The following is a 22673-nucleotide window of genomic DNA, read 5'->3' as shown; positions in this document are numbered from 1 at the left end:
ACCATGACGCCGACTGTCGCACATCTCCCCATCCCGGCCATGACGCCCGCACCTTCGGGTGTCAATCTGACCAACTTAGCCACTACACTAGCTCCATACTCACTGCCTGAATCGAGGTCTGCATGATTGCCCTCTCTCTGGCCGGGATCGCCCTGGTCTCCGTGCTGGCCCAATGGCTTGCCTGGTCGCTGCGGGTGCCCGCCATCCTATTTCTGCTGCTCACCGGCCTGACTCTGGGCCCGGTCAGCGGCCTGCTCGACCCCGATGCCCTGCTCGGGGAGCTGCTGTTTCCGCTGGTCTCCCTGTCGGTGGCCATCATCCTGTTCGAGGGGGCGCTGACCCTCCATCTCGCCGAGCTCAAGGGGATCGGCAAGGTGGTGCGCAATCTCTGTTCCACCGGCATGCTGGTCAGTTTCGCCGTCATCGGCAGCGCCGGTTACTTCCTGCTGGGGCTGGACTGGCGGGTCGCCACCATGCTCGGAGCTGTACTGGTGGTAACGGGCCCGACGGTGATCGCCCCCATGCTCAACGTGATCCGCCCCACCCGGGAGGTGGACCGTATCCTGCGCTGGGAGGGGATCGTCATCGACCCCATCGGCGCCCTGTTTGCGGTGCTGGTGTTCGAGGCGGTACGCCTCGGCAGTCAGGGGGATCTCATCAGCCATACCCTGCTGGCTCTGGCCAAAACGGTGGGGGTCGGCTCTCTGATCGGCGTAGTGGCGGGCTGGCTCACCACCCTGCTCATTCGCAAGGACTGGCTACCGGTCAGCCTGCACAAGTTCGGGGTGCTGGCGCTGGTGCTGGTCACCTTCAGCCTCTCCAACTGGCTGAGCCACGAGTCCGGCCTGCTGGCAGTGACCGTGTTCGGCATCTGGCTCGCCAATCAGGAGGGGCTGGATCTGGAGGAGGTGCTGGCGTTCAAGGAGGATCTCGCGGTCATCCTCATCTCCAGCCTGTTTATCCTGCTGGCGGCCCGCCTCGATCTGGCCCAGCTCTGGCAGCTCGGCCCCATGGTGCTGGCGCTGCTCTGCGTGGTGCAGTTCGTGGCGCGCCCGCTCTGTATTCTGGTCTCGACCTGGGGCTCGGATCTCTCCTGGCGGGCTCGCGCCCTGCTGAGCTGGATCGCCCCGCGCGGCATAGTCGCGGCGGCGGTCAGTGCCTCGTTTGCCATCAGCCTGCATCAGGCCGAGATCCCCGATGCCGACAAGCTGGTGCCGCTGGTATTTGCGGTGATCATCTCCACCGTGGTGTTGCAGAGCCTCACCTCGGCACCGCTGACCAGCCTGCTCAAGATGCGCCAGAGCGCCCCCAACACCTGGCTCATCATAGGGGCCAACTCGGTGGCGCGGGCTATCGGCAAGGCGCTGGCGGATCAGGGGGTGCCGGTACAGCTCTGCGATCCCGCCTGGGAGTTCTGCAAACAGGCACGGATGAGCAACCTCCCCTGCTACTTCGGCAACCCCCAGTCGGAACATGCCGAGCTGCACCTGCCGCTCACCAGTATCAGTACCGTGCTGGCGCTCTCCCCCAACCGCCACAACAACGCACTCGGGGTGCTGCACTTTGCCCACCTCTACGGCGAGGAGCAGGTCTACTCCCTGCGCTCCAGCGAGCAGCACGGCAAGGCCAACCGGGAGAGCGCCACCTTTCGCGCTCGCCAGAACCTGTTCGGCCCCGACATCAACTATGCCCGGCTGAGCGGCCTGTTGAGCCGAGGTGGCCAGATCAAGGCGACCCGCCTGAGCGAGGCGTTCGACTGGGCCCAGTATCAGACCGCCAATCCCGGCGCCATCCCGCTCTTCATCATAGATGGCAAGGGCAAGCCCCAGATCGTTACCGGCCCCGTCACCCCGCAGGCGGGTGAGCTGCTGATCGCCCTGCAACCGCCCAGAGAACAGGGCGCCGAATGAGCGAAGCCAACCACAATCCGCTGATCGCCCCTCTGCTGGTGCTATTGCAACAGGCGGCGGGCAGCTACAAGGTGCATGAACTGATGGCTGATCTGCGCCAGCAGGGGGCAATTCCGGTACTGGCCGACGATGAGCAACTGCAGCTGTTTCGGGTCAACTTCCTGATCATGAACGCCCTCTACCAGTTGCAGGCCGAGCTCTGGCAAGAGGGATGGTGGCTGGTGATCAGCACCCTGGATATCCGGCTCGAACCGCTGGCCGGGAATCAGGAGGCCAACCACGGCTTTGCTGTTGGCGAAAATCTGCGTAGCTACTATCTCGACTGGCAGGTGTTCTGGCAGACCGACCGTGCTGAAGTTGAGGCCCTGCTCAACCGCTTCTGGCGCGCTTATGACGGGGAGGGGCACAAAGCCGAGGCGCTGGCCCTGTTCGAGTTGAATGAAGGAACGAGTCAGGAGGCGATCCGCCGCCGCTGGCGGGAGCTGGCATTACAGCACCATCCGGATCGGGGCGGCAATGCAGAGACCTTTATCCGCATCCGCTGGGCATGGGAGGTCCTGCGGGGATGATCCCGTTGCCGCATATAAAGGGCAGGCATAGACTGGAGCTGGATATTCCCCACAGGAGAGCATCATGACAGTCAGTGAACTTCGTAAGCTCTATCAGCAACAGATCCTGCACGAGGCCGAAATCCTCCACGACGTGGCCATTCCCGGCTGGCTCATCGAATTCAGAGGCAAGGATGGCGTCCTCTACGAGCTGACCGACACCCTCGGCTGCCCGGTCAGTTTCGGCACCGTCGAGCAGGCCCGCGAACATCTGCATCAGGTTGCCGACTGCCCTGTTCAGGTGGAGCACCTCTACCGATTCTTCGAACGCTAGCGCCATCCACAGCACACTAAAAAGGCTCCCGAGGGAGCCTTTTTGTTATTCCGGTTGCTTTCTATTCCGGTTGTAGCGGTTCCGCCACCTTGCCCTCCAGCTTTCTGACCGGCTTTTGCAGGATCAGGTTGGCCGGATAGGTGACCAGATCGCCGTTGTCATCACGCACCCGCACGTAGAAGAGGCCGATCTCGGTGATGACGCCGGTGACAGAATCATCCTTGTCGAGGATACGGATCCGGTCGCCAATCTTGTAGGGGAAGGCAAAGAAGATGGTGATGCTGGCGGTGATGTTGGAGAGGATCGACCACTGGGCCACCATGGCGACCCCCAGTACCGCAAAGAAGGAGGACGCGAGCACTACCAGTCGGGAGAAGTCGAGCCCCCACACCCCGGCCAGCACCAGCAAGGTGGCGCAGCCGAGCAGGAAGTGGAACACATGGGCCACGTAGAGCACCCGGTTCTCGCTCACCTGCCTGCTCTGGCCGAGCGCCAGCAGGCTCTTGTGAATAAGCCGCCGGATCAGGGTATGCCCCAGCAACAGCAGCAGGGTCAGGCCAATTGATTGCCACATGGGTTATGCCTCCTTACCACCAGCGCCGATGTTTGAGCCAGATAGCCAGCCCGCTGGCCAGCGCCACCAGCGAACCACAGAAGACCCAGAAGGCGGTCGGATTCTCGGCCCCGGGGATACCACCGAGGTTGATGCCAAACAGACCGGTCAGGAAGCTGGCAGGCAAAAAGAGTAGCGCCATCACCGACATCTGGTAGGCGCGGCGGTTGGTCGCCTCTGCCATCAGATTGTTGATCTCGTCTGCCAGCACGGCGGTGCGAGCCACCCCGGCATCGAGGTCATCGAGCCAGCGCCGCAGCCGGTCGGCGATATCGAGCAGACGACGGCGATCATCCTCATCCAGCCAGCTGATCTTCTCGTTGGCCAGCCGCGCCACCAGATCCCGCTGCGGCGAGAGGTAGCGGCGGATCATGATGAGCTGCTTGCGGATCAGCGCCAGCCGTCCATTGGCGGGCATATCGCGCATCAGCACCATCTCCTCCAGATCGAGGATCTTGTCGTGCAGCTCCTCGACAAACTCCCCCGCCCGATCGGTCAGGGCATCGCAGATCTCCACCAACCAGTCGGCCGGGGTATCGGCGCCGCCACCCAGCTTGAGCTGGTTGAAGACATCCTGCTCGGAGAGCAGCGGACGACGACGGCTGCTGATGATGAGATCCGGGGTGATGAAGATGCGCAGCGCCACCATCTCTTCGGGCCTGTGATCCTTGTTGTGGTTGATGCCGCGCAGGATCAGCAGCACCGTCTCCCCCATCCGCACCAGCTTGGGACGATTGCTCTGGCCGAGCAGCGACTCCCTGGCCGCCTCGCTGAGCAAGGGGGTCTGCAACAGCCAGCGTGCCGAATCGGGATTGCCGTAATCCAGATGCAGCCAGCCGGGATGTGCCGCCGGGACTTCGCTTCCCGCCGTCAGCGGCGCCATGCCACCCTTGCCATCCAGGGTCAGGGCATAAATCACTTCACCGGGCACCCGATCCATCTCGTCTCCTTCTCGTTTCATGTGCTGGCCCCAGCTTACACCAAAGGTTGGGCCGACTCAGCCCCGCGCCGGGAAGGGAAGGCCTGTGCTAACATGACCACTCTCGTTTTCCATCCGCTTTCACTACAGGAAACCATGCCATGCCCATCTGGGTTGATGCCGATGCCTGCCCCATTCCGGTCAAGGAGATCCTCTACCGCGCCGCCCACCGCGCCCAGGTCGTCACTACCCTGGTGGCCAATCAGGGATTGCGGGTGCCCCCCTCGCCCTTCATCAAAACCCAGCAGGTGGAGAAGGGATTCGATGTGGCAGATCATGTCATCGCCCAGCAGGTTCAGCCCGGCGATCTGGTGATCACCGGCGACATCCCCCTCGCCTCCTGGGTGATCGATGCCGGTGGCGAGGCGCTCAACCCCCGTGGCGAGATCTACACCCGCGAGACCATCAAGGCGCGGCTCGGCATGCGCAACTTTATGGAAGAGCTGCGCTCGGCTGGCGTGCAGACCGGCGGCCCGGCCCCCTTCAATGCCGCCGACAAGCAGCGCTTCGCCAATGCCCTCGACAAGTGGCTGGTCAAAGGCAAGCTGTAAAGAGACCCTAAAGGCGCCCAACATGGGCGCTTTTTCGCCGTAACATCCTGATTTTTAAAATAAGAGCTGACCACAACCGTCAGGCTGGTAAGATGCGCCGCCATCTTGTCCACGCCGTAATCATCATGACCGCCCAAGGGCACCTGCTCTTCTCCGTTACCTGCACCCTGATCGCCCACAAACTGCAGCTCACTCCGGCACTGGCCGATTCCAGCCTGTGGCAGACCATCCCTGCCGCGCTGGCCAGCGCCCTGTTGCCCGACCTCGACCACCCCAAATCGGTGCTGGGGCAGCGCCTGCCGTGGATCTCGAAACCTCTGTCGCGACTGTTCGGCCATCGCGGCTTCACCCACAGTCTGCTGGCAGTCGCCGCCGCTGTCTGGGGGCTGAACCAGAGCCTGCCGCCGGACACCCTGCCCATGGGGGTCAAGGATGCGCTTATCGTCGGCTACCTCAGCCATCTGCTGGGGGACTGGCTCACCCCGGCGGGCATTCCGCTCTTCTGGCCCATCAAACGCCGCTTCCGGCTGCCGGGCTGGCCGCTGCGCAGCGGCGGCGCCATCGAAACCGGCTTTTGCACTCTAACCTTGCTGGTCGCTGGCTGGTGGTGCGGCTGGCGGCTGTAAGCCAGAAATAAAAAAACCCCTGACAAGGTCAGGGGCCCAAGCAGTGGTGCGAACCACTAGAGGATCAGATCATGATGCCTGCGATAACAGCAGAGAGCAGGCTGACCAGGGTAGAACCGTAGACCAGCTTCAGACCGAAGCGGGAAACCATGTTGCCCTTCTCTTCGTTCAGCGCTTTTACCGCACCGGCGATGATGCCGATGGAGCTGAAGTTGGCGAAAGAGACCATGAAGATGGAGAGGATGCCGACGGTGCGCGGAGAGAGCTCGGCAGCCACCTTGCCCAGATCCATCATCGCCACGAACTCGTTGGTCACCAGCTTGGTCGCCATAATGGAGCCCGCTTGCAGCGCTTCACCACTCGGGATACCCAGGATCCAGGCGATCGGGTAGAAGAGGTAACCCATGACGAACTGGAAGTTCACGCCAAATGCCATCTCGAACAGGTAGTTGATCAGGGCAATCAGCGCGATGAAGCCCACCAGCATGGCACCCACGATAACGGCAACGGTGAAACCGGCCATGATGTACTCACCCAGCATCTCGAAGAAGTTCTCTTTCTTCGGGGTGTGGTGCTCGTCACCTTCGGCAATGGCCTTGATGTCGGTCACGGAGTTATCCGGCTCGTAGGGGTTAATCAGCGACAGCACCACGAAGGTACTGAACATGTTGAGCACCAGCGCGGCAACCACGTAGCGCGGCTCGATCAGCTGCATGTAGGCACCGACGATGGACATGGAGACGGTAGACATGGCCGTCGCAGCCAGGGTGTACATCTGCTTCTCGTTCAGGTGCGGCAGGATGTTCTTGAGGGCGATGAAGTTCTCGGACTGGCCGACGATCATCGAGCTGATGGCGTTGAAAGACTCCAGCTTGCCCATGCCGTTGATCTTGGCCAGCACGGTACCGATACCGCGGATCACCAGCGGCAGCAGGCGGATGTACTGCAGAATACCGATCAGCACGGAGATGAAGACGATGGGCATCAGCACCATCAGGAAGAAGGAGAAGGCCCCTTCGTTGACCAGGCCACCGAACACGAAGTCGGTACCCTGTTTGGCAAACTCCATCAACTTGGTGAAGCCAGCCGCGAAGCCACCCACCACCGCCAGACCCACTTCGGAGTTCAGCATGAACCAGGCCAGCGCCAGTTCGACCACCAGCAGTTGGCCGATATAACGCAGCTTGATTTGTTTCCAGTTGTGGCGGTTAGCCAGCAGAGAGAGAGCGAGGACCATCACCAGTCCGAGCACAAAGTGAACGTATTCCATACCTGTAGCACCTGAGTAAATTGTAATTTTTGACCGGCGCCATCATAGACATTTGCACATTTAAAAATCAGATAGCCATCACAATCCCGCGCAATATTATGGAGGCAGGATAATACAAACGTTTTTAAATTAATTGTGCAATGAACTGATATTAATCGCGCAACACAGATAACATAAATCCTTTTAAAACATAATCTTGAGTAGTTGTGGCGCCGTTTTCATATTCTTTGAAAATATTTAATCAGCATTTTCGCAACATTCCTTGTGGCGCAGTAACTACTCGCAGAATATTTTCCAACCATTATATTAAAATACTGAAAATAGAAAACGTTTATCCGCGATAAATAATTAGATGTGTGTTTGAAAAATAGTCCTTATTACATTGTCAGTGCTCGCCCGCGATCGGTTTGGCAACAAATGAACCTTTCATGGCCCCTCGTGACCAGCCGTTCAAAAATCCGCCACATCCGGTGCCACATTCTGGTATGATGCGCGGCCTTAGCGCTCGCGCATCCCCGTTTTCTCCGAAATAGAGTCCTTTTGTGAACAACAGCGAATTTAGCAGCCTCAATCTCTCCCCCGCCCTGCAAGAGAACCTCACCAGCCTGGGTTACCTGCAGATGACCCCGATCCAGGCCCAGAGCCTGCCCCTGGTACTCGATGGCAAAGACCTGATCGCCAAGGCAAAAACCGGCAGCGGCAAGACCGCCGCCTTCGGCCTCGGCCTGCTGGCCAAGCTCAACGTCAACCGCCTCGAAGTGCAGGCGCTGGTGCTCTGCCCGACCCGCGAACTGGCGGATCAGGTGGCTCAGGAGATCCGTCGTCTGGCGCGCGCCCTGCCCAACGTCAAGCTGGTGACCCTGTGCGGCGGCACCCCGACCGCACCGCAGTCCGCCACCCTGAGCTTTGGTGCCCACATTGCCGTCGGCACCCCGGGTCGTATTCTCAAGCATCTGGAGCAAGGCACGCTGGAGCTATCCGGCCTCAAGACGCTGGTGCTGGATGAAGCGGATCGCATGCTGGACATGGGCTTTGGCGAAGATATCAACCGGGTCATCAGCTATGCCCCCCAACAGCGCCAAACCCTGCTCTTCTCCGCGACCTATCCGGAAGGGATCGCCCAGATGAGCCGTGGCGTGCAGCGCAATCCGGTCGAGGTGAGCGTGGAGTCCCTGCACGAGGGGAGCGCCATCGAACAGAAGCTCTACGAAGTGCCTGCCGGTCAGCGCCTCGACGCCCTCACCTGGCTGCTGAGCTACTACCAGCCCAGCTCCTGCGTGGTGTTCTGCAACACCAAGCGCGCCTGTAACGACGTAGCCGACCATCTGGCCGCCAAGGGCTTCTCGGCGCTGGCGCTGAACGGCGATCTGGAACAGCGCGAGCGGGATCAGGTGCTGGTGCGCTTTGCCAACGGCAGTGCCACCATTCTGGTGGCCACCGATGTGGCGGCCCGCGGCCTCGACATCAAGGAGCTGGGCGCCGTCATCAACTACGAGCTGACCTATGATCCGGAAGTGCACGTGCACCGCATCGGTCGTACCGGTCGTGCCGGCCAGCAGGGTCTGGCTCTGAGTCTCTATCAGCCGAACGAGGCCCAGCGCGTCAACTTTATCGAAGAGTACCAGCAGGCTCCGATGCCGCTGGGTGATCTCGACAGCATCGGCCGCGACATCAAGCCGATCGCCCCGCAGATGGTGACCCTCTCCATCGATGCAGGTCGCAAGACCAAGGTGCGGGCCGGTGACATTCTGGGTGCCCTGACCGGTGAAGGCGGCATTGCCGGCGCCGACGTGGGCAAGATCCAGATCTCCGAGCAGTACTCCTACGTCGCCGTGAAGCGCAGCGTGGCGAGCGCCGCTCTCAAGCGGTTGCAGGAAGGCAAGATCAAGGGTCGCAGCTACCGCGCCCGCAAACTGGGCTAAGGTTCTTTGCAAGCCGTTAGCCAGACCACAGGCGCCTGACAGGCGCCTGTTTCATATCTCCGATGCCGCCATGCGGCAAGACAGGCACCATGACCCAAGCAATCCAAACCGATGTGAGCTGCCAGAACTGCGAAGCCTGCTGCTGCCGCCTCGAAGTGATGCTCTTTACCGATACCGGCGTGCCGGACCGTTATGTACTGGAACGGGATGGCGAGATACCGGTCATGCGCCGGCTCGACGATGGCTGGTGCGCCGCCCTCGACCGCAACACCATGATGTGCCGTATCTACGAGGTGCGGCCGCTGATCTGCCGCGAATTCGAGATGGGTGAACCCGACTGCGTTGACGAGCGGGACAAGTGGTTTATCAAGCTGGATTGAGCCAAGGCCAGATACGGGTGGTCAAGCGCTCGCAGGTTCACAGGGAGCGGTGCTGAGCTGCTCTCCCAGCCACTGTATAGCCTCTGCCTCTTGCTCGAAGTAACGTACCGCACGAAAGGGTAATCCCTTGAAGATGTTATCCGCCAGATAGCGCTTGAAGCCCCCCACGAAGACCACCGCCAGAAACTGACAGCCACTCTCGGCACACCAGCCAAACTGGCGACGAAAACGGGCCAGCACCTCGGGCCCGGCCGCTTCAAACTCGGTCGCGACCTCGACAATCCCCCAGGGGCCATCCATCAATCCGGCCAGTTCGTGACGAAAGCGCGCCTCATAGGCCATGGCACCTGCCAGATTGAAGGGGCCACTAGGGCGGCAGATCAGCATCTGGCCCCTGCGCTCCATGTCGAATTGCCCATGTGGCTGCATGACTGCTCCCATTCCGTTACCACCACCATCGCCTGCAAATTGTTACCACAAGGTAATAATTTATAAGGAAAAGTCCAGCAGCAAACAGGCTTTCCCCAAAGCGGGCTCATCCTATCCAGCAAGCCGTCGGCACCTTATGTTACCGACATCCCGCACTGAATCGATCTCAAGATGTGCGATTGCAGTTAACGAAACGTTACTGCTATTATCCGCGCCGCCACAAACATTCCACCTGCCGAAAGGTTTAGCGCCCCAACAAGGATGTGCAATGAAAAACAGGGACTCGAGTCATTACCAACGGATCTGGCGCTGGCACTTCTACGCCGGTCTCTTTGTCGCCCCTTTCCTGATCCTGCTGTCACTGACCGGGATCGTCTATCTGTTCAAACCCCAGCTCGACAACCTGATGTACCCCGAGCTGATGAAGGTCGCCCCCGCCAGCCAGACCCTGAGTGCCGACCAACTGCTGGCCAAGGCGATGATGACCATGCCCGATGCCAGCCTGCGTAAATACCTGCCGCCTGCCGCACCCGACCAGAGCGCCCAGTTCATCGTCAATCAGGGGGATCGCGAGCTGACCCTGTTTATGGACCCCGCCAGCGGCGCCCTGCTCGGCACCATGGACAACAAGTGGAATCTGCAATCGGTAGCCCGCGCCCTGCACGCCGACCTGCTGCTCGGCACCACCGGAGATCGGCTGATCGAACTGGCTGCAGGCTGGGGGCTGGTACTGCTGCTGAGCGGCCTCTACCTCTGGTGGCCACGCAAGGGGCCCGGGGTGGGCGGCATCCTCTGGCCCAGAGTGAGCCAGCGCGGACGTCTCTGGTGGCGGGATCTGCACGCTGTGGTCGGCTTCTGGGGAGCCGGTTTCCTGCTGCTATTGCTCTTGAGCGGCATGACCTGGACCGGCTTCTGGGGTGACCAATTTGCCGCGGTCTGGAACCGCTTCCCCGCCGCCATGTGGAACGAGGTGCCCAAATCGGCACCGCTGGCCCGCAGCCTGAATCAGGCCCATGAGCAGACCGTCCCCTGGGCGGTGGAGAACACCCCTATGCCCAGCTCGCAGCCGGTCGATGAGGGGCACGATCACGGCGCCATGAACCACGGCGAGCATGAGGGAGTGGTGATGGCCAGCCAGCGCATTGCGCTGCAACAGGTGGTCGAGATCGCCCATGAGCGGGGAGTCCAACCGGGTTACAGCATCACCCCGCCGGTCGGCGCCACCGGCGTCTACACCATTGCCCTGTTTGCCGACGATCCGCGCAACGACGCCACCCTGCATATCGATCAATACAGCGGCAAGGTGCTGGCCGACGTGCGCTGGCAGGATTACGGCCCGGTCGCCAAAACGGTGGAGAGCGGCGTCATGCTGCACATGGGCAAGCTCTACGGCTGGCCCCATCAGCTCGCCATGCTGCTCATCTGCCTGATGGTGCTGGCCAGCGCCGTGAGTGGTCTGTGGATCTGGTGGTGCCGTCGTCCGCAGGGCCGTCTCGCCGCGCCGCCGCTACCTGCCAAACTCCCGCCGATGCGAGGTGCCATCACCCTGCTTATCCTGCTGGGGATCGCCTTCCCGCTGGTGGGCGCCTCCATGGTCGCCATCTGGCTGCTGGATACCCTGATTTTCTCCCGCCTCCCCCTCAGGGTGGTGCGCGCCAGCTAAACCCGCCAAAACCAAAAAGGGCTCCCATCTCGGGAGCCCTTTTTATTGTTCGCCTTGGCGAGCTGCGACCAGCTGTCAGGAGAGCGCCAACCCGATGGAGAGCAGCAGGCTGAACAGAAAGGCGCTGATGGCGGTCTTCTTGAGGGAACCGGTCAGCACCTCGCCATCGTAGCTTTCGCGCAAGGTGCGGGCCGCATCGCTGAGAGGCTTCATGGCGGGCAGGAAGATCCACGGCCAGAAACTGGCGGGCTGGGTCAGGATAAAGGCGATGGTCGCCAGCAGCGCAGCCCCCAGCAACACCCAGTGATAAGCGATGGCACGGTTGCGGCCAAGGCGCACCGCCAGGGTGATCTTGCCGCTGGCGGCATCGGTCTCGATGTCGCGCACATTGTTGATATTGAGCACGGCGGTTGCCAGCAGGCCACAGGCGGTGGCGGGCAGCAGCAGATCCCACTCCAGACTCTTGGTGAAAAGGTAGTAGGAGCCGAGCACCCCCAGCAGGCCGAAGAAGAGGAACACCGAGATATCGCCAAACCCGCGATAGCCGTAAGGGGTCTTGCCCACGGTGTAGGTCACCGCCGCGACAATGGCCGCGCCACCCAGTACTACAAATGCCAAAATCTGCAGCCACTGGCCACCGAAGGCACAGCCCAGCAGCAGCAGGCCACTGGCCACCGCCGCCAGCGCGGTCAGCCCCATCGCCACGCACATCTGCTTTTTGGTGATAAGGCCGGAGACCACGGCCCGCTGCGGGCCGATCCGCTCACCGTTGTCAGCGCCGGAGACCGCATCGCCGTAATCGTTGGCCAGATTAGAGAGGATCTGCAGCAAGATGGCGGTCAGCAGGGAGAGCGCCATGATGGTGCCATCGAAGGCACCACGACTGGCAGCCAGCCCCGAGCCCAGCAGGATGGAAGAGCAGGCGAGCGGCAGTGTTCGCAAACGCGCCGCCAGCAACCAAACAGAGAAGGTATTTGTCATTTTGTGATGGCCAAACAATCGGATATTGATCGTGTTAAGGGTTATCGAACCGGATTTGGGTATACTTGGCCCCGGAGAGTGAAGCTCCCGCGGGCGATTTACATGGACGAATGGGCAGATAATATATAGGAAATCATCGCCCTTTGGCATAAACCTACGGCATCCAGCTACCGGATCGCTCGTTACTACCCGGCTCAGAAAAGAATCCATGTTGGCTCAGACCCATATCAAGCAACAACTGGACGCCCTGCGTCACAGCAACGTCAGCGGCTTCGTACGGTTGCGAGTGGCGATCGAAATCCGCTCCTTTCTGGGCTGGCTCGCGGCGCAAACCCTCTATCCCCGCATCTACTGGCAGGCCCGTGGAGAGGCTCGTCCCGAGTATGTCGCGCTGGGCGCCATCCATGAACTGACCGAGCCGCACGCCATCAAGCAGGTGTGCACTAACACAGCCAACCAGCATCATGACGACAGCCCCCGCTACTATGGCGGACTGGCGTTTGATCCGGCCCAATCCGGCTGGCAAGGGTTTGGCCCCTGCCGTTTCGTGCTGCCCCGCATCGAGCTGGTGCGCCGTGGCGAGTGCGTCAGTCTCTGCCTCAACCTCTGGCTGGATGCAAACAATCTCGAGGCCGAACTGCAGGCGGCCGACACCGCCCTCGATGCCCTGCGCCCGGAAGCCCCGCTGCCCGCCCTGCAAAAGCAGCCCTGGCAGCGACAGGATTGCCCCGGCCCCGCCCAGTGGCAGACGCTGGTGGAGCGCGTCACCGCCCCCGATTTTCAGGCCCACACCCCCAAGGTGGTGCTGTCGCGGGAGAGCGTGCTGACCAGTCCGAACCATGATGCAGACATCAATCCCTGGGCCATGCTCGACCAGTGGGCCCGCCACGCCCAGGACTGTTTCCACTTCGGTTTTCAATTCTCCCCCGAGCAGGCCTTTATCGCCTGCTCCCCCGAGCGGCTCTATCGCCGGGAAGATCGCCACCTCTTTACCGAGGCGCTGGCGGGCACCATTCGCCGCTCCGGCGATGAAGAGGTGGATGCCCAACTGGCTGCCGAGCTGCTGGCCGACAGCAAGAACCGGCTGGAGAACCGGCTGGTACACGCCGACATCCTGAGCCGTCTGGCGCCACTGACCCACGATGCCACCCTGACCGAGCCGCGCATTCTCAAACTGCGGCTGCTGCAGCATCTCAAGTGCGATATCGAAGCAGAGCTCAAGCCCGGCGTCTGCGACTGGCAGTTGCTCGATGCCCTCCACCCGACGCCGGCGGTGGGCGGCGCCCCGCGCGAGGCGGCGCTCGCCTTTATCCGCGAGTTCGAGCCCTATGATCGGGGCTGGTACGCCGGAGCCTGCGGCATGCTGAGTCGGGAGACCTCGGAGTTCTCGGTCGCCATTCGCAGCGCCCGCATTCAGCCGGGCAGCGTCACCCTGTTTGCCGGTGCCGGCATTGTCGCCGGTTCCGAGCCTGTCGCCGAGTGGGCCGAACTCGACAACAAGATCGCCAATGTGCTCTCCCTGCTGGGATAGTCATTCACCCTTTTCACGCTACGAGAGCCCCTATGCCCACCCGTAAAGAGCCTGCCAGCGAAGAGTTTGCCTGCCCCCCGTTTTCGAGCCAGCACGCCACCTTCAACCACGTCTGGTCCTCCCTCTTGCTGGAGGAGCTCTTTCGCCTCGGGGTGCGCGACATCGCGCTGGCCCCCGGCTCCCGCTCCGCGCCGCTGACCATGGCAGCCGCGGCCCATCAGGGCTTTCGTCGTCACTTGCACTTTGACGAGCGCGGCCTCGGCTTTATGGCGCTGGGTCTGGCCAAGGGGAGCAACCGGCCGGTGGCGGTGATCATGACTTCGGGCACCGCGGTAGCCAACCTCTGGCCCGCCGTGGCTGAGGCCCAGCTCACCGGCGTGCCGCTGATTATTCTCTCCGCCGATCGCCCTCACGAGCTTATCGACAACGGCGCCAATCAGGCGATCGACCAGCAGGGGATCTTCGGCCGCTACCCCGTCTATCAACAGAACCTGCCGAGCCCCACCCCGACCATTCCGGCGGCGTTTGTGCTGAGCTCGGTGGACCAAGCCTTGGCCAAACAGGCGCTCACTCCCGGAGTGGTGCACTTCAACTGCATGTACCCCGAGCCCCTCTACCCGGGCGAGCACTATCAGGATTTCTCCGACTATCTGGCCCCCCTCGGTGACTGGCTCGGCTCACACAAGCCCTGGAGCCCGTGGCAGCAAAACGAGCCGACCTGCCCACCTCAGGCGGAGTGGGAAACCTTTCGGCAACAGCGCGGCATCGTTGTAGCTGGCCGCATTACCGACCCGAAGCAGGCACAGGCCGCCGCCGCGCTGGCGGAGCAACTCGGCTGGCCGCTGCTGGCAGATCTGCAGAGCCAGATCCGCTTCGACAGCCGCAACCTCATCCACATGGATATGGCGCTCAACGACCCTGAATTCATCGCCGAGCTGGGCCGCGCCGAGGTGCTGCTGCAATTTGGTGCGCGGCTTGTCTCCAAGCGGCTTGGCCAGTTCATCAAACACCATTCATGGCAGGATTACTGGCTGGTGGATCCGCAACCGGCGCGGCTCGATCCCGACTACCGGCTGCGCAACCGGCTGCTCTGCAGTGCCAGCACCTTTGCTGCGGCCCATCCGGTCACCACAGCGCAGGCTCCCTGGCACCGGCTGGCCGAGCTGCAACACAACACCAGCCAGCAGATCACCGCTGCCTGCGAGCACTTCTCCGAACTCGGGGTCTGCCATCGACTCAATTCCCTTATCGAAGGGCAACTGTTTGTCGGCAACAGCATGCCGGCCCGACTGATGGACATGCTAGGCGAAACGGGCAAGGGGCCGAGCCGGGTGATGACCAACCGTGGCGCCTCCGGCATCGATGGCCTGCTCGCCACCGCCTACGGGTTTGCCCAATCGATCGAGCAGGACAGTGATGAGCCCACCACCCTGCTGCTTGGGGATCTCAGCGCCCTGCACGATCTCAATAGCCTCGCCCTGCTCAGCAAGGCGAGCCGACCGCTGGTGGTGATCCTGCTCAACAACGATGGCGGCAGCATCTTCCGTATGTTGCCGGTGCCCACCGAAGGGGAGCTGCTGGAGAGCTACTACCGGCTGCCCCACGGCCTCAGTTTTGAACATGCTGCCGCCATGTTTGGCCTCGCCTATCGGGCGCCGACCACCCTGTCCGAGTTCGAGCACGATTACCGCGCCGCCCTCCAACATGGCGTTACCTTGATCGAGATCCGAGTACCGAGCGAGCAGGTGGCCGATGATCTCAAGGCGCTGGGGGCCGCCATCCGTGGCAAATAAAGATGCCAATGTGCCGCTGGTGCTGCTGCACGGCCTGCTGGGGGATGGCGGCGACTGGCAACCGGTGATCGACCGGCTGCCCGCCATCCGCTGCATCGCCCTCGATCTGCCGGGTCACGGCCAGCATAGCGCTCTCACCGTCAGCGACTTTGAGCAGAGCCACCAGTGGCTGGTCGCCGAGCTGGCAAGCCGCAACATTGAACGCTATCTGCTGGCGGGTTATTCGCTGGGGGGGCGACTGGCCCTCTATCACGCCAGCCGCGAGCCCACCGGGCTGCGGGGGCTGCTGCTGGAGAACTGCAACCCGGGGTTACCGACCAGTGAGCGGGCCGCCCGCATCCAGCACGATGAACAGTGGGCGCAGCGCTTCGAGCGTGAGCCCCTGGCTGACGTGCTGGCAGATTGGTACCGGCAAGGGGTGTTTGCCGATCTCGATGATGCGGCCCGGGCCAGCCAGATCGCCCGCCGCCTTGGCAACGACGGTCAGGGCATCGCCACCATGCTACGCGCCACCTCGCTAGGCAAGCAGCCGGATCTCGCCCCCTGGCTCATTGCATGCCCGCTGCCGGTTACTTATGTGAGTGGCAAGCGGGATCACAAATTCCATCAGCTGGCTTGCCAGCTGGCGAACCAAAATCGCAGAATCAACCACTTGGTGCTGGATGGCGGCCATAATCTGCACGCCCATCAGCCTGATAACTTTGCCCGACTCCTCGCGGAGTGGGTCAACCAACAAGAAGAGACGAGTCATGATTGAAGCAATGACGGAAGCTGAACTGTATGCACCTGTTCAACATGCCAGGATTGCTCAACTCAGAGTTCAACTCGGTGCTCAACTGCACTCTCCCAGATCAGAAGGAAAAAACCATGATTGAAGCAATGACGGAAGCGGAACTGTACGCTCCGGTTGAGTGGCAGGATTGCTCCGCCGGTTACGAGGACATCCTCTATCACAAGTCCAACGATGGCATTGCCAAGATCACCATCAACCGTCCCCAGGTGCGCAACGCCTTCCGCCCCCGCACAGTCAAAGAGATGCTGCAGGCGCTGGCCGATGCCCGTTATGACGATCAGATCGGCACCATCATCCTGACCGGTTTTGGCGAGAAAGCCTTCTGCGCCGGCGGCGACCAGAAGATCCGTGGCGACTACGGTGGATACCGGGATGACGAGGGGACTCACCACCTCAACGTGCTCGACTTCCAGCGCGACATCCGCACCTGCCCGAAACCTGTGGTTGCCATGGTAGCGGGCTACGCAGTCGGGGGCGGCCACGTGCTGCACATGATGTGTGACCTGACCATCGCCGCCGACAACGCCCAGTTTGGCCAGACCGGCCCGAAAGTGGGCTCCTTCGATGGCGGTTGGGGTGCTTCCTACATGGCTCGCATCGTCGGCCAGAAAAAGGCCCGCGAAATCTGGTTCCTCTGCCGCATGTACGATGCTCAGCAAGCCCTCGACATGGGTCTGGTCAACACTGTCGTGCCGCTGGCGGAACTGGAGCGCGAAACCGTGCGCTGGTGCCGTGAAATGCTGCAAAACAGCCCGATGGCGCTGCGTTGCCTGAAAGCGGCACTCAACGCTGACTGTGATGGTCAGGCGGGCTTGCAGGAGCTGGCTGGCAATGCCACCATGCTGTTCTACATGACCGAAGAGGGTCAGGAAGGCCGCAACGCCTTCAACGAAAAGCGTCGCCCCGACTTCTCCAAATACAAGCGGAACCCCTGATGACACTCGCCCTGTATCGCTATCAACTGCCTTTTACCCAGCCACTGACCTTTCACGGCAAGGTGGAGGTGGCGCGAGAGGGGCTGTTGGTGCGCGTCAACGACGGCTGGGGGGAAATCGCCCCCCTGCCCGGCTTCTCGAAAGAGAGCCTGCAACAGGCAGAGGCGGAAGCCCTTGCCACGCTGGCGGCCTTGGCCGCCGGCGATACCCCGAACCCCGTGCTGCCGTCGGTGCAATTTGGCCTCGACTGCGCGCGCCGGACATGGCCCGAGCAGCGCAACCCGCTGCCGGAACCCTATCCCCTCATTCAAGGCTCCCCCCAGGAGCTGCTGCGCAACTGGAAAGAGTGGCTGCACCGCACGCCCGGCAAGGCCAAGCTGAAGGTGGCGCGCTACCCGATGCGTGACGAGCTTGCACTGATCCGCCTGCTGTGCGATCGCCTCCCCTCCCTCAAGCTGGTGCTGGACGCCAACCAGGGCTGGACTCGCGAGGAGGCGTGGACCTTCTGCGGCCACCTCGACCCGAATCGCATCGAGTATCTGGAAGACCCCTGTGCCGATTTTGCCGACATCGCCTTTGTCGCCAACCGCACCGGCATGCCGGTGGCGCTGGACGAGCTGCTGGCGCAAGGCAAGCCGTGGGAGCCGATCCCGCAACTGCGCGCGCTGGTGCTCAAGCCTACCCTGCTCGGTTCACTCGCCAACTGCGAAGCGCTGATCGCCCGCGCCCGCGAACTGCGGCTCAAGGTGATCATCTCCTCCTGTTTCGAATCGGATCTGGGCCTGAACCAGCTCTTTCATCTGGCGAGCGAATGGGCTCCCGAACAGGCGCCGGGTCTGGATACCCGCCGCTGGATGGCGGGCAACCTGCTGGGGGAAGATGGCAAACCGGATCTGAGCCGACTGGAGCAACTGTATTACCGTGATTGAACCCACACGTTCACCCGAACAGACACCTTGCCCGGTACGCCACCGGGCAATCACAGCCCCGAACCGCATTGCCATCCACACAGCCTCGCCCCTCAGTTATCGCCAGCTCGATGCCCGCCTTAACAGCCTGTGCCAACAGTTGGAACAAGCCGGAGTGCGCCGTGGCGCTCATCTGGCGGCGGTGGTGCGCGGTGCGCTGGAAGATGTGCTGCTGGCGTGGGCCTGCGTACGCAGCGGCGTGGTGTTCTGCCCGCTCAACCCCGCCTTCCCCCTAGAAAAGCAGCGCGAGCTGGCGGTGCAACTCGATGCCGATGCCTTCTGGTCGGCAGGGGAGATCCCGGCAGACAACTGGCAGCCCTTGCAGCTCGACTTCACGCGCGAACTGCCGGCAAGCGAGGAAGCGTGGCCGCTGGAATCGACCCAGCTCAACAACATGATCCTCACCTCGGGCTCCAGCGGCACGCCGAAAGCTGTGGTGCATCGGCTCTGCAACCATCTTGCCTCGGCACGCGGCTCTGCCAGCCTCATTCCCCTCGATGAGGCCTGCGGCTGGCTGCTCTCCCTGCCGCTGTTTCATGCCGGCGGCTATGCCATCCTGTTTCGGGTCTTTCTGGCGGGCGCCACGTTGGTGCTGGACGATCGCAGTCAGCCGCTCAAGGCGCGGCTTGAACAGCAACCCATTACCCATCTCTCGCTGGTGCCAACCCAGCTCTGGCGCCTGCTCGCAGAGGGTTTTGACCCTGCTCGCACCCGATTGCGTGAACTGCTGCTCGGTGGAGCCGCCATCCCGCAGCCGCTGGTGAGCCGCCTCTGCGCCATGGGGCTCGAACCCAAGGTGAGTTATGGTCTCTCCGAGATGGGGAGCCAGGTCTGCACCGCTATCCCCGGCGATGCAGGCGTAGTTGGCAAACCGCTACCGGGACGGGAAGTGTGCATCAGGGAGCAGGAGATCTGCGTGCGCGGCGCCACCCTGTTTGCCGGTTACTACCGAGATGGCGAGCTGGAACGACCCCTCGATGACGAGGGCTGGTTTCATACCCGCGACAAGGGGAGGTTCACTGCGGCAGGGGAACTGCTGGTAGAGGGGCGGCTCGATAACCTCTTTATCTCGGGTGGCGAAAACATCCAGCCCGAAACCATCGAGCAGCGACTGGTAGATCATCCCGCTGTCGCCCAGGCGCTGGTGGTGCCGGTGCCGAGCGACGAGTGGGGGCAACGCCCCGCCGCCTTTATCGACTGGCACGGCGAACCTGTTCCCGACTCGGAACTGGCAGCCTGGATCCGCAGCGCCCTGCCCGGCTTTATGGTGCCCGACCACTGGCTCCCCTGGCCCGATCTTGGCGGCAATCTCAAGCCTTCTCGCCAACTGCTGGGCAAGGTAGCCCGACAACAGACCACTCGGGCACGACAAGCTGAATGAGATCGGACTCACAATTTCCCGATCTTCTTTGAAAACAAAAAAGAAACATGTGAGTCCTCACTGCGGCGCCAACCCACGATAATTCGATCAGACTCAAAAAGCCACCATCTTATTGATTTATCTGATTTTTAATTGGCAATTGATATCCCTTTGGAACTGTTTAAATTGCCTTGCGATTACTCGCAAGACAATACACAAACAAGAACAAAGGGATAAAAATGAACCGTTCAGGTACCGGGTGGCTGCTGCTGGCAGGCCCCCTGCTTTTGGCTACATCCTCGGCGCAAGCCAACTACTCCCCCAATGACTGGCGACAGTATCAGCTGACTGGCGAATCGAGCCGGCAACTGGCCGCTCGCATCACCGAGATCACCTACGAGCTCAAGGCGCGCAGCAGCAATGCTCCTTACCAGCAGCTCAGGGTCTACCGTCGCTTCGACTGGCAGAGCAGCGATCTCGCGGCCCTCGCCGAACAGCAGTGTGGCGAGCCGCAGCTCAAGGTAGATGCGGGCTGGCAGATCCGCTTCATGCGCTGTGAAGATCGGATTCCGGCGGGCAAGCTCATTCCCGCCAGCAGTTATGACTTTGGTTATGGCCTCAAGCAGGGTCGCTGGGAGCAGCTGGCGGGCACGCCGACCGCCCAGCGGCAGGATCGTCTGCCGCTGCCACAAGCCATCATCCTGGGTCAGAGCGAAAGGGAGCTGGATCGCTGCGAACTCAACGCACAGGGCCGCTGCGCCGAGTCGGAGTGGCACTATCAGCCGCAGGATTGGCAGCAGTTGCAGGTACTTGAAGAGACCCCGAGTGAACGGGATGGCCGGTTGGAGCAGATCTTCTTCCGTCTGCAACCGGTGGCAGGCAGTCAGGCTGCCGCTCAGGTCAGCGAGCTCCATGTCTGGCGCCGCTATCAGTGGCAGCTGGATCAGCTCACTCCTCAGCAGGAGTGTGATGAGCCGCAGGAGCGCAAGGAGGGGAGCAACACCATCCGCTATCGCATCTGCCGTCAGGTGATCCCCGCTGGCAACGAGGTTCAGGTAACGTTGCAAGATAGCGGCTACCAATACCCGGTCGCCGGCGGCGAGTGGCAACCCCTGCCAGAGAGCAAAGAGTGGCAGGAGAGTCGGGTGCTCAATCGCCCCATCGTGCTGGCCAGCAAGGAGGAGCAGCTGGAGTGCCGCCGCGCCAACGGTCGTCTCTGCTCCGAGCCAGAGCAGCCCGATGTGGATCTGCTCGACAGCGATGCCGCCAAACTGGTGGCCGACGTGAGCGGCCAGAACAGCCCTGCCTGGCAGGCGGATTACGGCCACGATGACGCCAAGCTGATGGCGGTGGTTCGCGGCATGCGTGCCCTGCTGGCGGCCAACCAGCCGACCCATCCGGCAATGGACAAGCTGCTCTACTATGTGCGCGCCCATAACTACCATGGCGGCGTTGGCAAAGAGAGTGATCAGGCCGCCCGGGCTCTGGCCGGGGTAATGATTGATCTGCTCAACCACCCCCTGCTGCTGGGTGCCGAACCACAGGATCAGGCTGGCACAGTGCTGGAAGCCTGGAGCGTAGCGGCGCAGGGACAACTTGGCCAAGCCGCCTTCCGCCAGAGTGCCGCCCCCATGCTGGCCCAGCTCAACCAGGCGCTCGGCTATGCGGTGCAACATGCGGAACAGATCAATGGCCACAAACCCTGGGCCGATGGCCTGTTCGAGCTGCTCAATCTGGTCGATCAGAGCGCCTCTTACGGTCAGCAGGCTGACTTCAGCGCAGCAGTGCTGCAACAGGAGGCGACATTGCGCCAGAGCCTGCTGCAACTGGGCCTGAGCGAGCTGGCCCTCTGGAAACAGCGCGATGGCTCACGGGATCTGTTTATCTTCAACAACATCCTCGATGCCCACAGCCGCCTCTACCAGATGATGCGCTACCTCCATCACACCAGCCCGGATAAGGCGATCGCCTATCGCCAGCAGCTGGATCGCGATGTCATCGCTATCATGCGCCAGCAGGGGCTGGTCCCGGGTGGCCTGCATCCGGCTGCCATGCTGGAAGAGGTCTCCCTGACCCTCTCCAGCTACTACCTCACCTACACGGATCGCACCAGCGAAGCCTGTATCAGTGGCGAGTTCGCCGGGCTCTGTACCCCGATCCGCATGGAAGATATTCTGCCGTTCGAGCACACCTGCTCGCCCACCCTGCGTCTGCGCGCCCAGGATCTGACCCAGGCTCAGGCCGAAGGGATCTGCCGCGAGCTGGGTGATGAAGAGCTGCGCTTCCATCAGCAGATGGAGACTGGCTGGCAACCGGTGGCCGATGATCACAACGAAGCGCTGGAGCTGGTGATCTTCAACTCCTCCGCCGACTGGGGCCGCTACGGCAGCGCGCTGTTTGGCGTCTCCACCGACAATGGCGGCATCTATATCGAGGGGGATCCGGCTCGCCCCGGCAATCAGGCCCGCTTCTTCGCCTATGAGGCGGAGTGGAAACGCCCTGCCTTCCAGGTGTGGAACCTGCGCCACGAGTACGTTCACTATCTGGATGGCCGCTTCAACCAGTACGGCAGCTTCGGCCACTATCCACTCAACCGCACCACCTGGTGGGCCGAGGGGATTGCAGAGTACATTGCCCACGGCCAGTGCTTTGCCCGGGGTCTGGATAACGTGGCAAACCGCCCCGCCAACCAGCGCCCGACACTGGCGGCGATCCTCCACCTTGACTACGACCAGGGTGGCGAGATGGTCTACTCCTGGTCCTATACCGTGCACCGTTTCCTCAACGATACCGGTCGCGGCGCCAGCTGGCTGGCGCTGGCACAGGCGCTGCGCAATCCGGATCGACAGCAGGCGATGAGCGACTTCGAAGGGGAGCTGGACCGCCTGATCGCCAACGACAGCGACGCCTATCAGGCGTGGCTCGCCCGGGATCTGCTGCCCTGGTGGCAAGCCAACAAGGAGTCAGACGCCTGCAAGGGTAACGACTCCGCCCACTGATAGACATCCAACACAAAGAGGGGCAGCCACCGCAGCCCCTCGCTTTTTCCCCCGCACTCCCTCTTCTGCTGCGACAACCTCTGCCCGA

20 protein-coding genes are annotated in these 22673 nt (G+C 62.1%); 15 read left to right on the top strand and 5 right to left on the bottom strand.

All coding sequences use genetic code 11. The annotated features are described in order from the left end of the window. The first annotated feature begins 122 nt into the window (after positions 1–122). From VF684_RS12250 to VF684_RS12240, 3 genes are all read left to right on the top strand, one after another. Complete coding sequence (locus tag VF684_RS12250; protein WP_201998084.1) at positions 123–1910, top strand: cation:proton antiporter; 1788 nt, start codon at positions 123–125, stop codon at positions 1908–1910. Continuing rightward, positions 1907–2479, top strand: a complete 573-nt coding sequence (locus VF684_RS12245) for a DNA-J related domain-containing protein (protein WP_139730627.1) — start codon at positions 1907–1909, stop codon at positions 2477–2479. The genes VF684_RS12250 and VF684_RS12245 overlap by 4 nt, the downstream gene beginning before the upstream one ends. Before the next feature lie 64 nt (positions 2480–2543). Beyond that, positions 2544–2792, top strand: coding sequence for a hypothetical protein (locus VF684_RS12240; RefSeq protein WP_139730626.1), 249 nt, complete (start codon positions 2544–2546; stop codon positions 2790–2792). A 61-nt stretch (positions 2793–2853) separates the two neighbouring features. On the opposite strand, the gene VF684_RS12235 is transcribed toward VF684_RS12240, so the two are convergent. After that, positions 2854–3366, bottom strand: a complete 513-nt coding sequence (locus VF684_RS12235; protein WP_005354921.1) for a mechanosensitive ion channel domain-containing protein — start codon at positions 3364–3366, stop codon at positions 2854–2856. A gap of 13 nt (positions 3367–3379) precedes the next feature. Then, entirely contained in the window at positions 3380–4345 is a 966-nt protein-coding gene (gene zntB / locus VF684_RS12230) for a zinc transporter ZntB (protein ID WP_005341467.1), read from the bottom strand. A gap of 140 nt (positions 4346–4485) precedes the next feature. Here zntB and VF684_RS12225 point away from each other — a divergent pair, with 140 nt between their 5' ends. Both VF684_RS12225 and VF684_RS12220 read left to right on the top strand, forming a co-directional pair. Then, entirely contained in the window at positions 4486–4935 is a 450-nt protein-coding gene (locus VF684_RS12225) for a YaiI/YqxD family protein (RefSeq protein ID WP_005335916.1), read from the top strand. Positions 4936–5060: 125 nt separating this feature from the next. Continuing rightward, positions 5061–5561 carry a metal-dependent hydrolase gene (locus VF684_RS12220; protein WP_139730676.1) on the top strand — a complete coding sequence of 167 codons (501 nt, stop codon included), beginning with the start codon at positions 5061–5063 and terminating at the stop codon, positions 5559–5561. 64 nt (positions 5562–5625) lie between these two features. Here VF684_RS12220 and VF684_RS12215 read toward each other — a convergent pair whose 3' ends face one another. Beyond that, positions 5626–6831 carry a NupC/NupG family nucleoside CNT transporter gene (locus VF684_RS12215; protein WP_005363118.1) on the bottom strand — a complete coding sequence of 402 codons (1206 nt, stop codon included), beginning with the start codon at positions 6829–6831 and terminating at the stop codon, positions 5626–5628. 542 nt (positions 6832–7373) lie between these two features. Between VF684_RS12215 and dbpA the strand changes: the two genes are divergently transcribed. Both dbpA and VF684_RS12205 read left to right on the top strand, forming a co-directional pair. Further along, positions 7374–8753 carry an ATP-dependent RNA helicase DbpA gene (gene dbpA / locus VF684_RS12210; protein WP_040067082.1) on the top strand — a complete coding sequence of 460 codons (1380 nt, stop codon included), beginning with the start codon at positions 7374–7376 and terminating at the stop codon, positions 8751–8753. A gap of 89 nt (positions 8754–8842) precedes the next feature. Further along, positions 8843–9133 carry a YkgJ family cysteine cluster protein gene (locus VF684_RS12205; RefSeq protein WP_005341481.1) on the top strand — a complete coding sequence of 97 codons (291 nt, stop codon included), beginning with the start codon at positions 8843–8845 and terminating at the stop codon, positions 9131–9133. A gap of 21 nt (positions 9134–9154) precedes the next feature. On the opposite strand, the gene VF684_RS12200 is transcribed toward VF684_RS12205, so the two are convergent. Next, on the bottom strand, positions 9155–9562 hold the full coding sequence (locus VF684_RS12200; protein ID WP_159144399.1) for a hypothetical protein: 408 nt from the start codon (positions 9560–9562) through the stop codon (positions 9155–9157). 268 nt (positions 9563–9830) lie between these two features. Between VF684_RS12200 and VF684_RS12195 the strand changes: the two genes are divergently transcribed. Beyond that, entirely contained in the window at positions 9831–11225 is a 1395-nt protein-coding gene (locus VF684_RS12195) for a PepSY-associated TM helix domain-containing protein (protein WP_201998083.1), read from the top strand. A gap of 75 nt (positions 11226–11300) precedes the next feature. Here VF684_RS12195 and VF684_RS12190 read toward each other — a convergent pair whose 3' ends face one another. Next, positions 11301–12206, bottom strand: coding sequence for a 1,4-dihydroxy-2-naphthoate polyprenyltransferase (locus VF684_RS12190; protein WP_201998082.1), 906 nt, complete (start codon positions 12204–12206; stop codon positions 11301–11303). Between the two features lie 208 nt (positions 12207–12414). Between VF684_RS12190 and VF684_RS12185 the strand changes: the two genes are divergently transcribed. The 7 genes from VF684_RS12185 (at position 12415) to VF684_RS12155 (ending at position 22585) form a co-directional block, all read left to right on the top strand. After that, complete coding sequence (locus VF684_RS12185; protein ID WP_201998081.1) at positions 12415–13737, top strand: isochorismate synthase; 1323 nt, start codon at positions 12415–12417, stop codon at positions 13735–13737. Between the two features lie 32 nt (positions 13738–13769). Next, a complete protein-coding gene (menD, locus tag VF684_RS12180) occupies positions 13770–15530 on the top strand; it encodes a 2-succinyl-5-enolpyruvyl-6-hydroxy-3-cyclohexene-1-carboxylic-acid synthase (RefSeq protein ID WP_201998080.1) in 1761 nt (586 codons plus the stop codon). Continuing rightward, positions 15490–16287 carry a 2-succinyl-6-hydroxy-2,4-cyclohexadiene-1-carboxylate synthase gene (gene menH / locus VF684_RS12175; protein ID WP_139440912.1) on the top strand — a complete coding sequence of 266 codons (798 nt, stop codon included), beginning with the start codon at positions 15490–15492 and terminating at the stop codon, positions 16285–16287. Before menD ends, menH begins: the two co-directional genes overlap by 41 nt. Positions 16288–16397: 110 nt before the next feature. After that, on the top strand, positions 16398–17258 hold the full coding sequence (gene menB, locus VF684_RS12170) for a 1,4-dihydroxy-2-naphthoyl-CoA synthase (protein WP_005354934.1): 861 nt from the start codon (positions 16398–16400) through the stop codon (positions 17256–17258). Continuing rightward, positions 17258–18187, top strand: coding sequence for an o-succinylbenzoate synthase (menC, locus tag VF684_RS12165; protein WP_139440911.1), 930 nt, complete (start codon positions 17258–17260; stop codon positions 18185–18187). Before menB ends, menC begins: the two co-directional genes overlap by 1 nt. Beyond that, complete coding sequence (menE, locus tag VF684_RS12160) at positions 18180–19607, top strand: o-succinylbenzoate--CoA ligase (protein WP_139440910.1); 1428 nt, start codon at positions 18180–18182, stop codon at positions 19605–19607. Before menC ends, menE begins: the two co-directional genes overlap by 8 nt. A gap of 218 nt (positions 19608–19825) precedes the next feature. Further along, on the top strand, positions 19826–22585 hold the full coding sequence (locus tag VF684_RS12155; RefSeq protein ID WP_139440909.1) for a collagenase: 2760 nt from the start codon (positions 19826–19828) through the stop codon (positions 22583–22585). The last annotated feature ends 88 nt before the right edge of the window (positions 22586–22673 follow it).

It is taken from the genome of Aeromonas sp. Lyrl_2 (genome assembly GCF_051948815.1).
Taxonomy (GTDB): domain Bacteria; phylum Pseudomonadota; class Gammaproteobacteria; order Enterobacterales; family Aeromonadaceae; genus Aeromonas; species Aeromonas veronii.
This window is presented reverse-complemented; position numbering and strand designations above follow the sequence as displayed.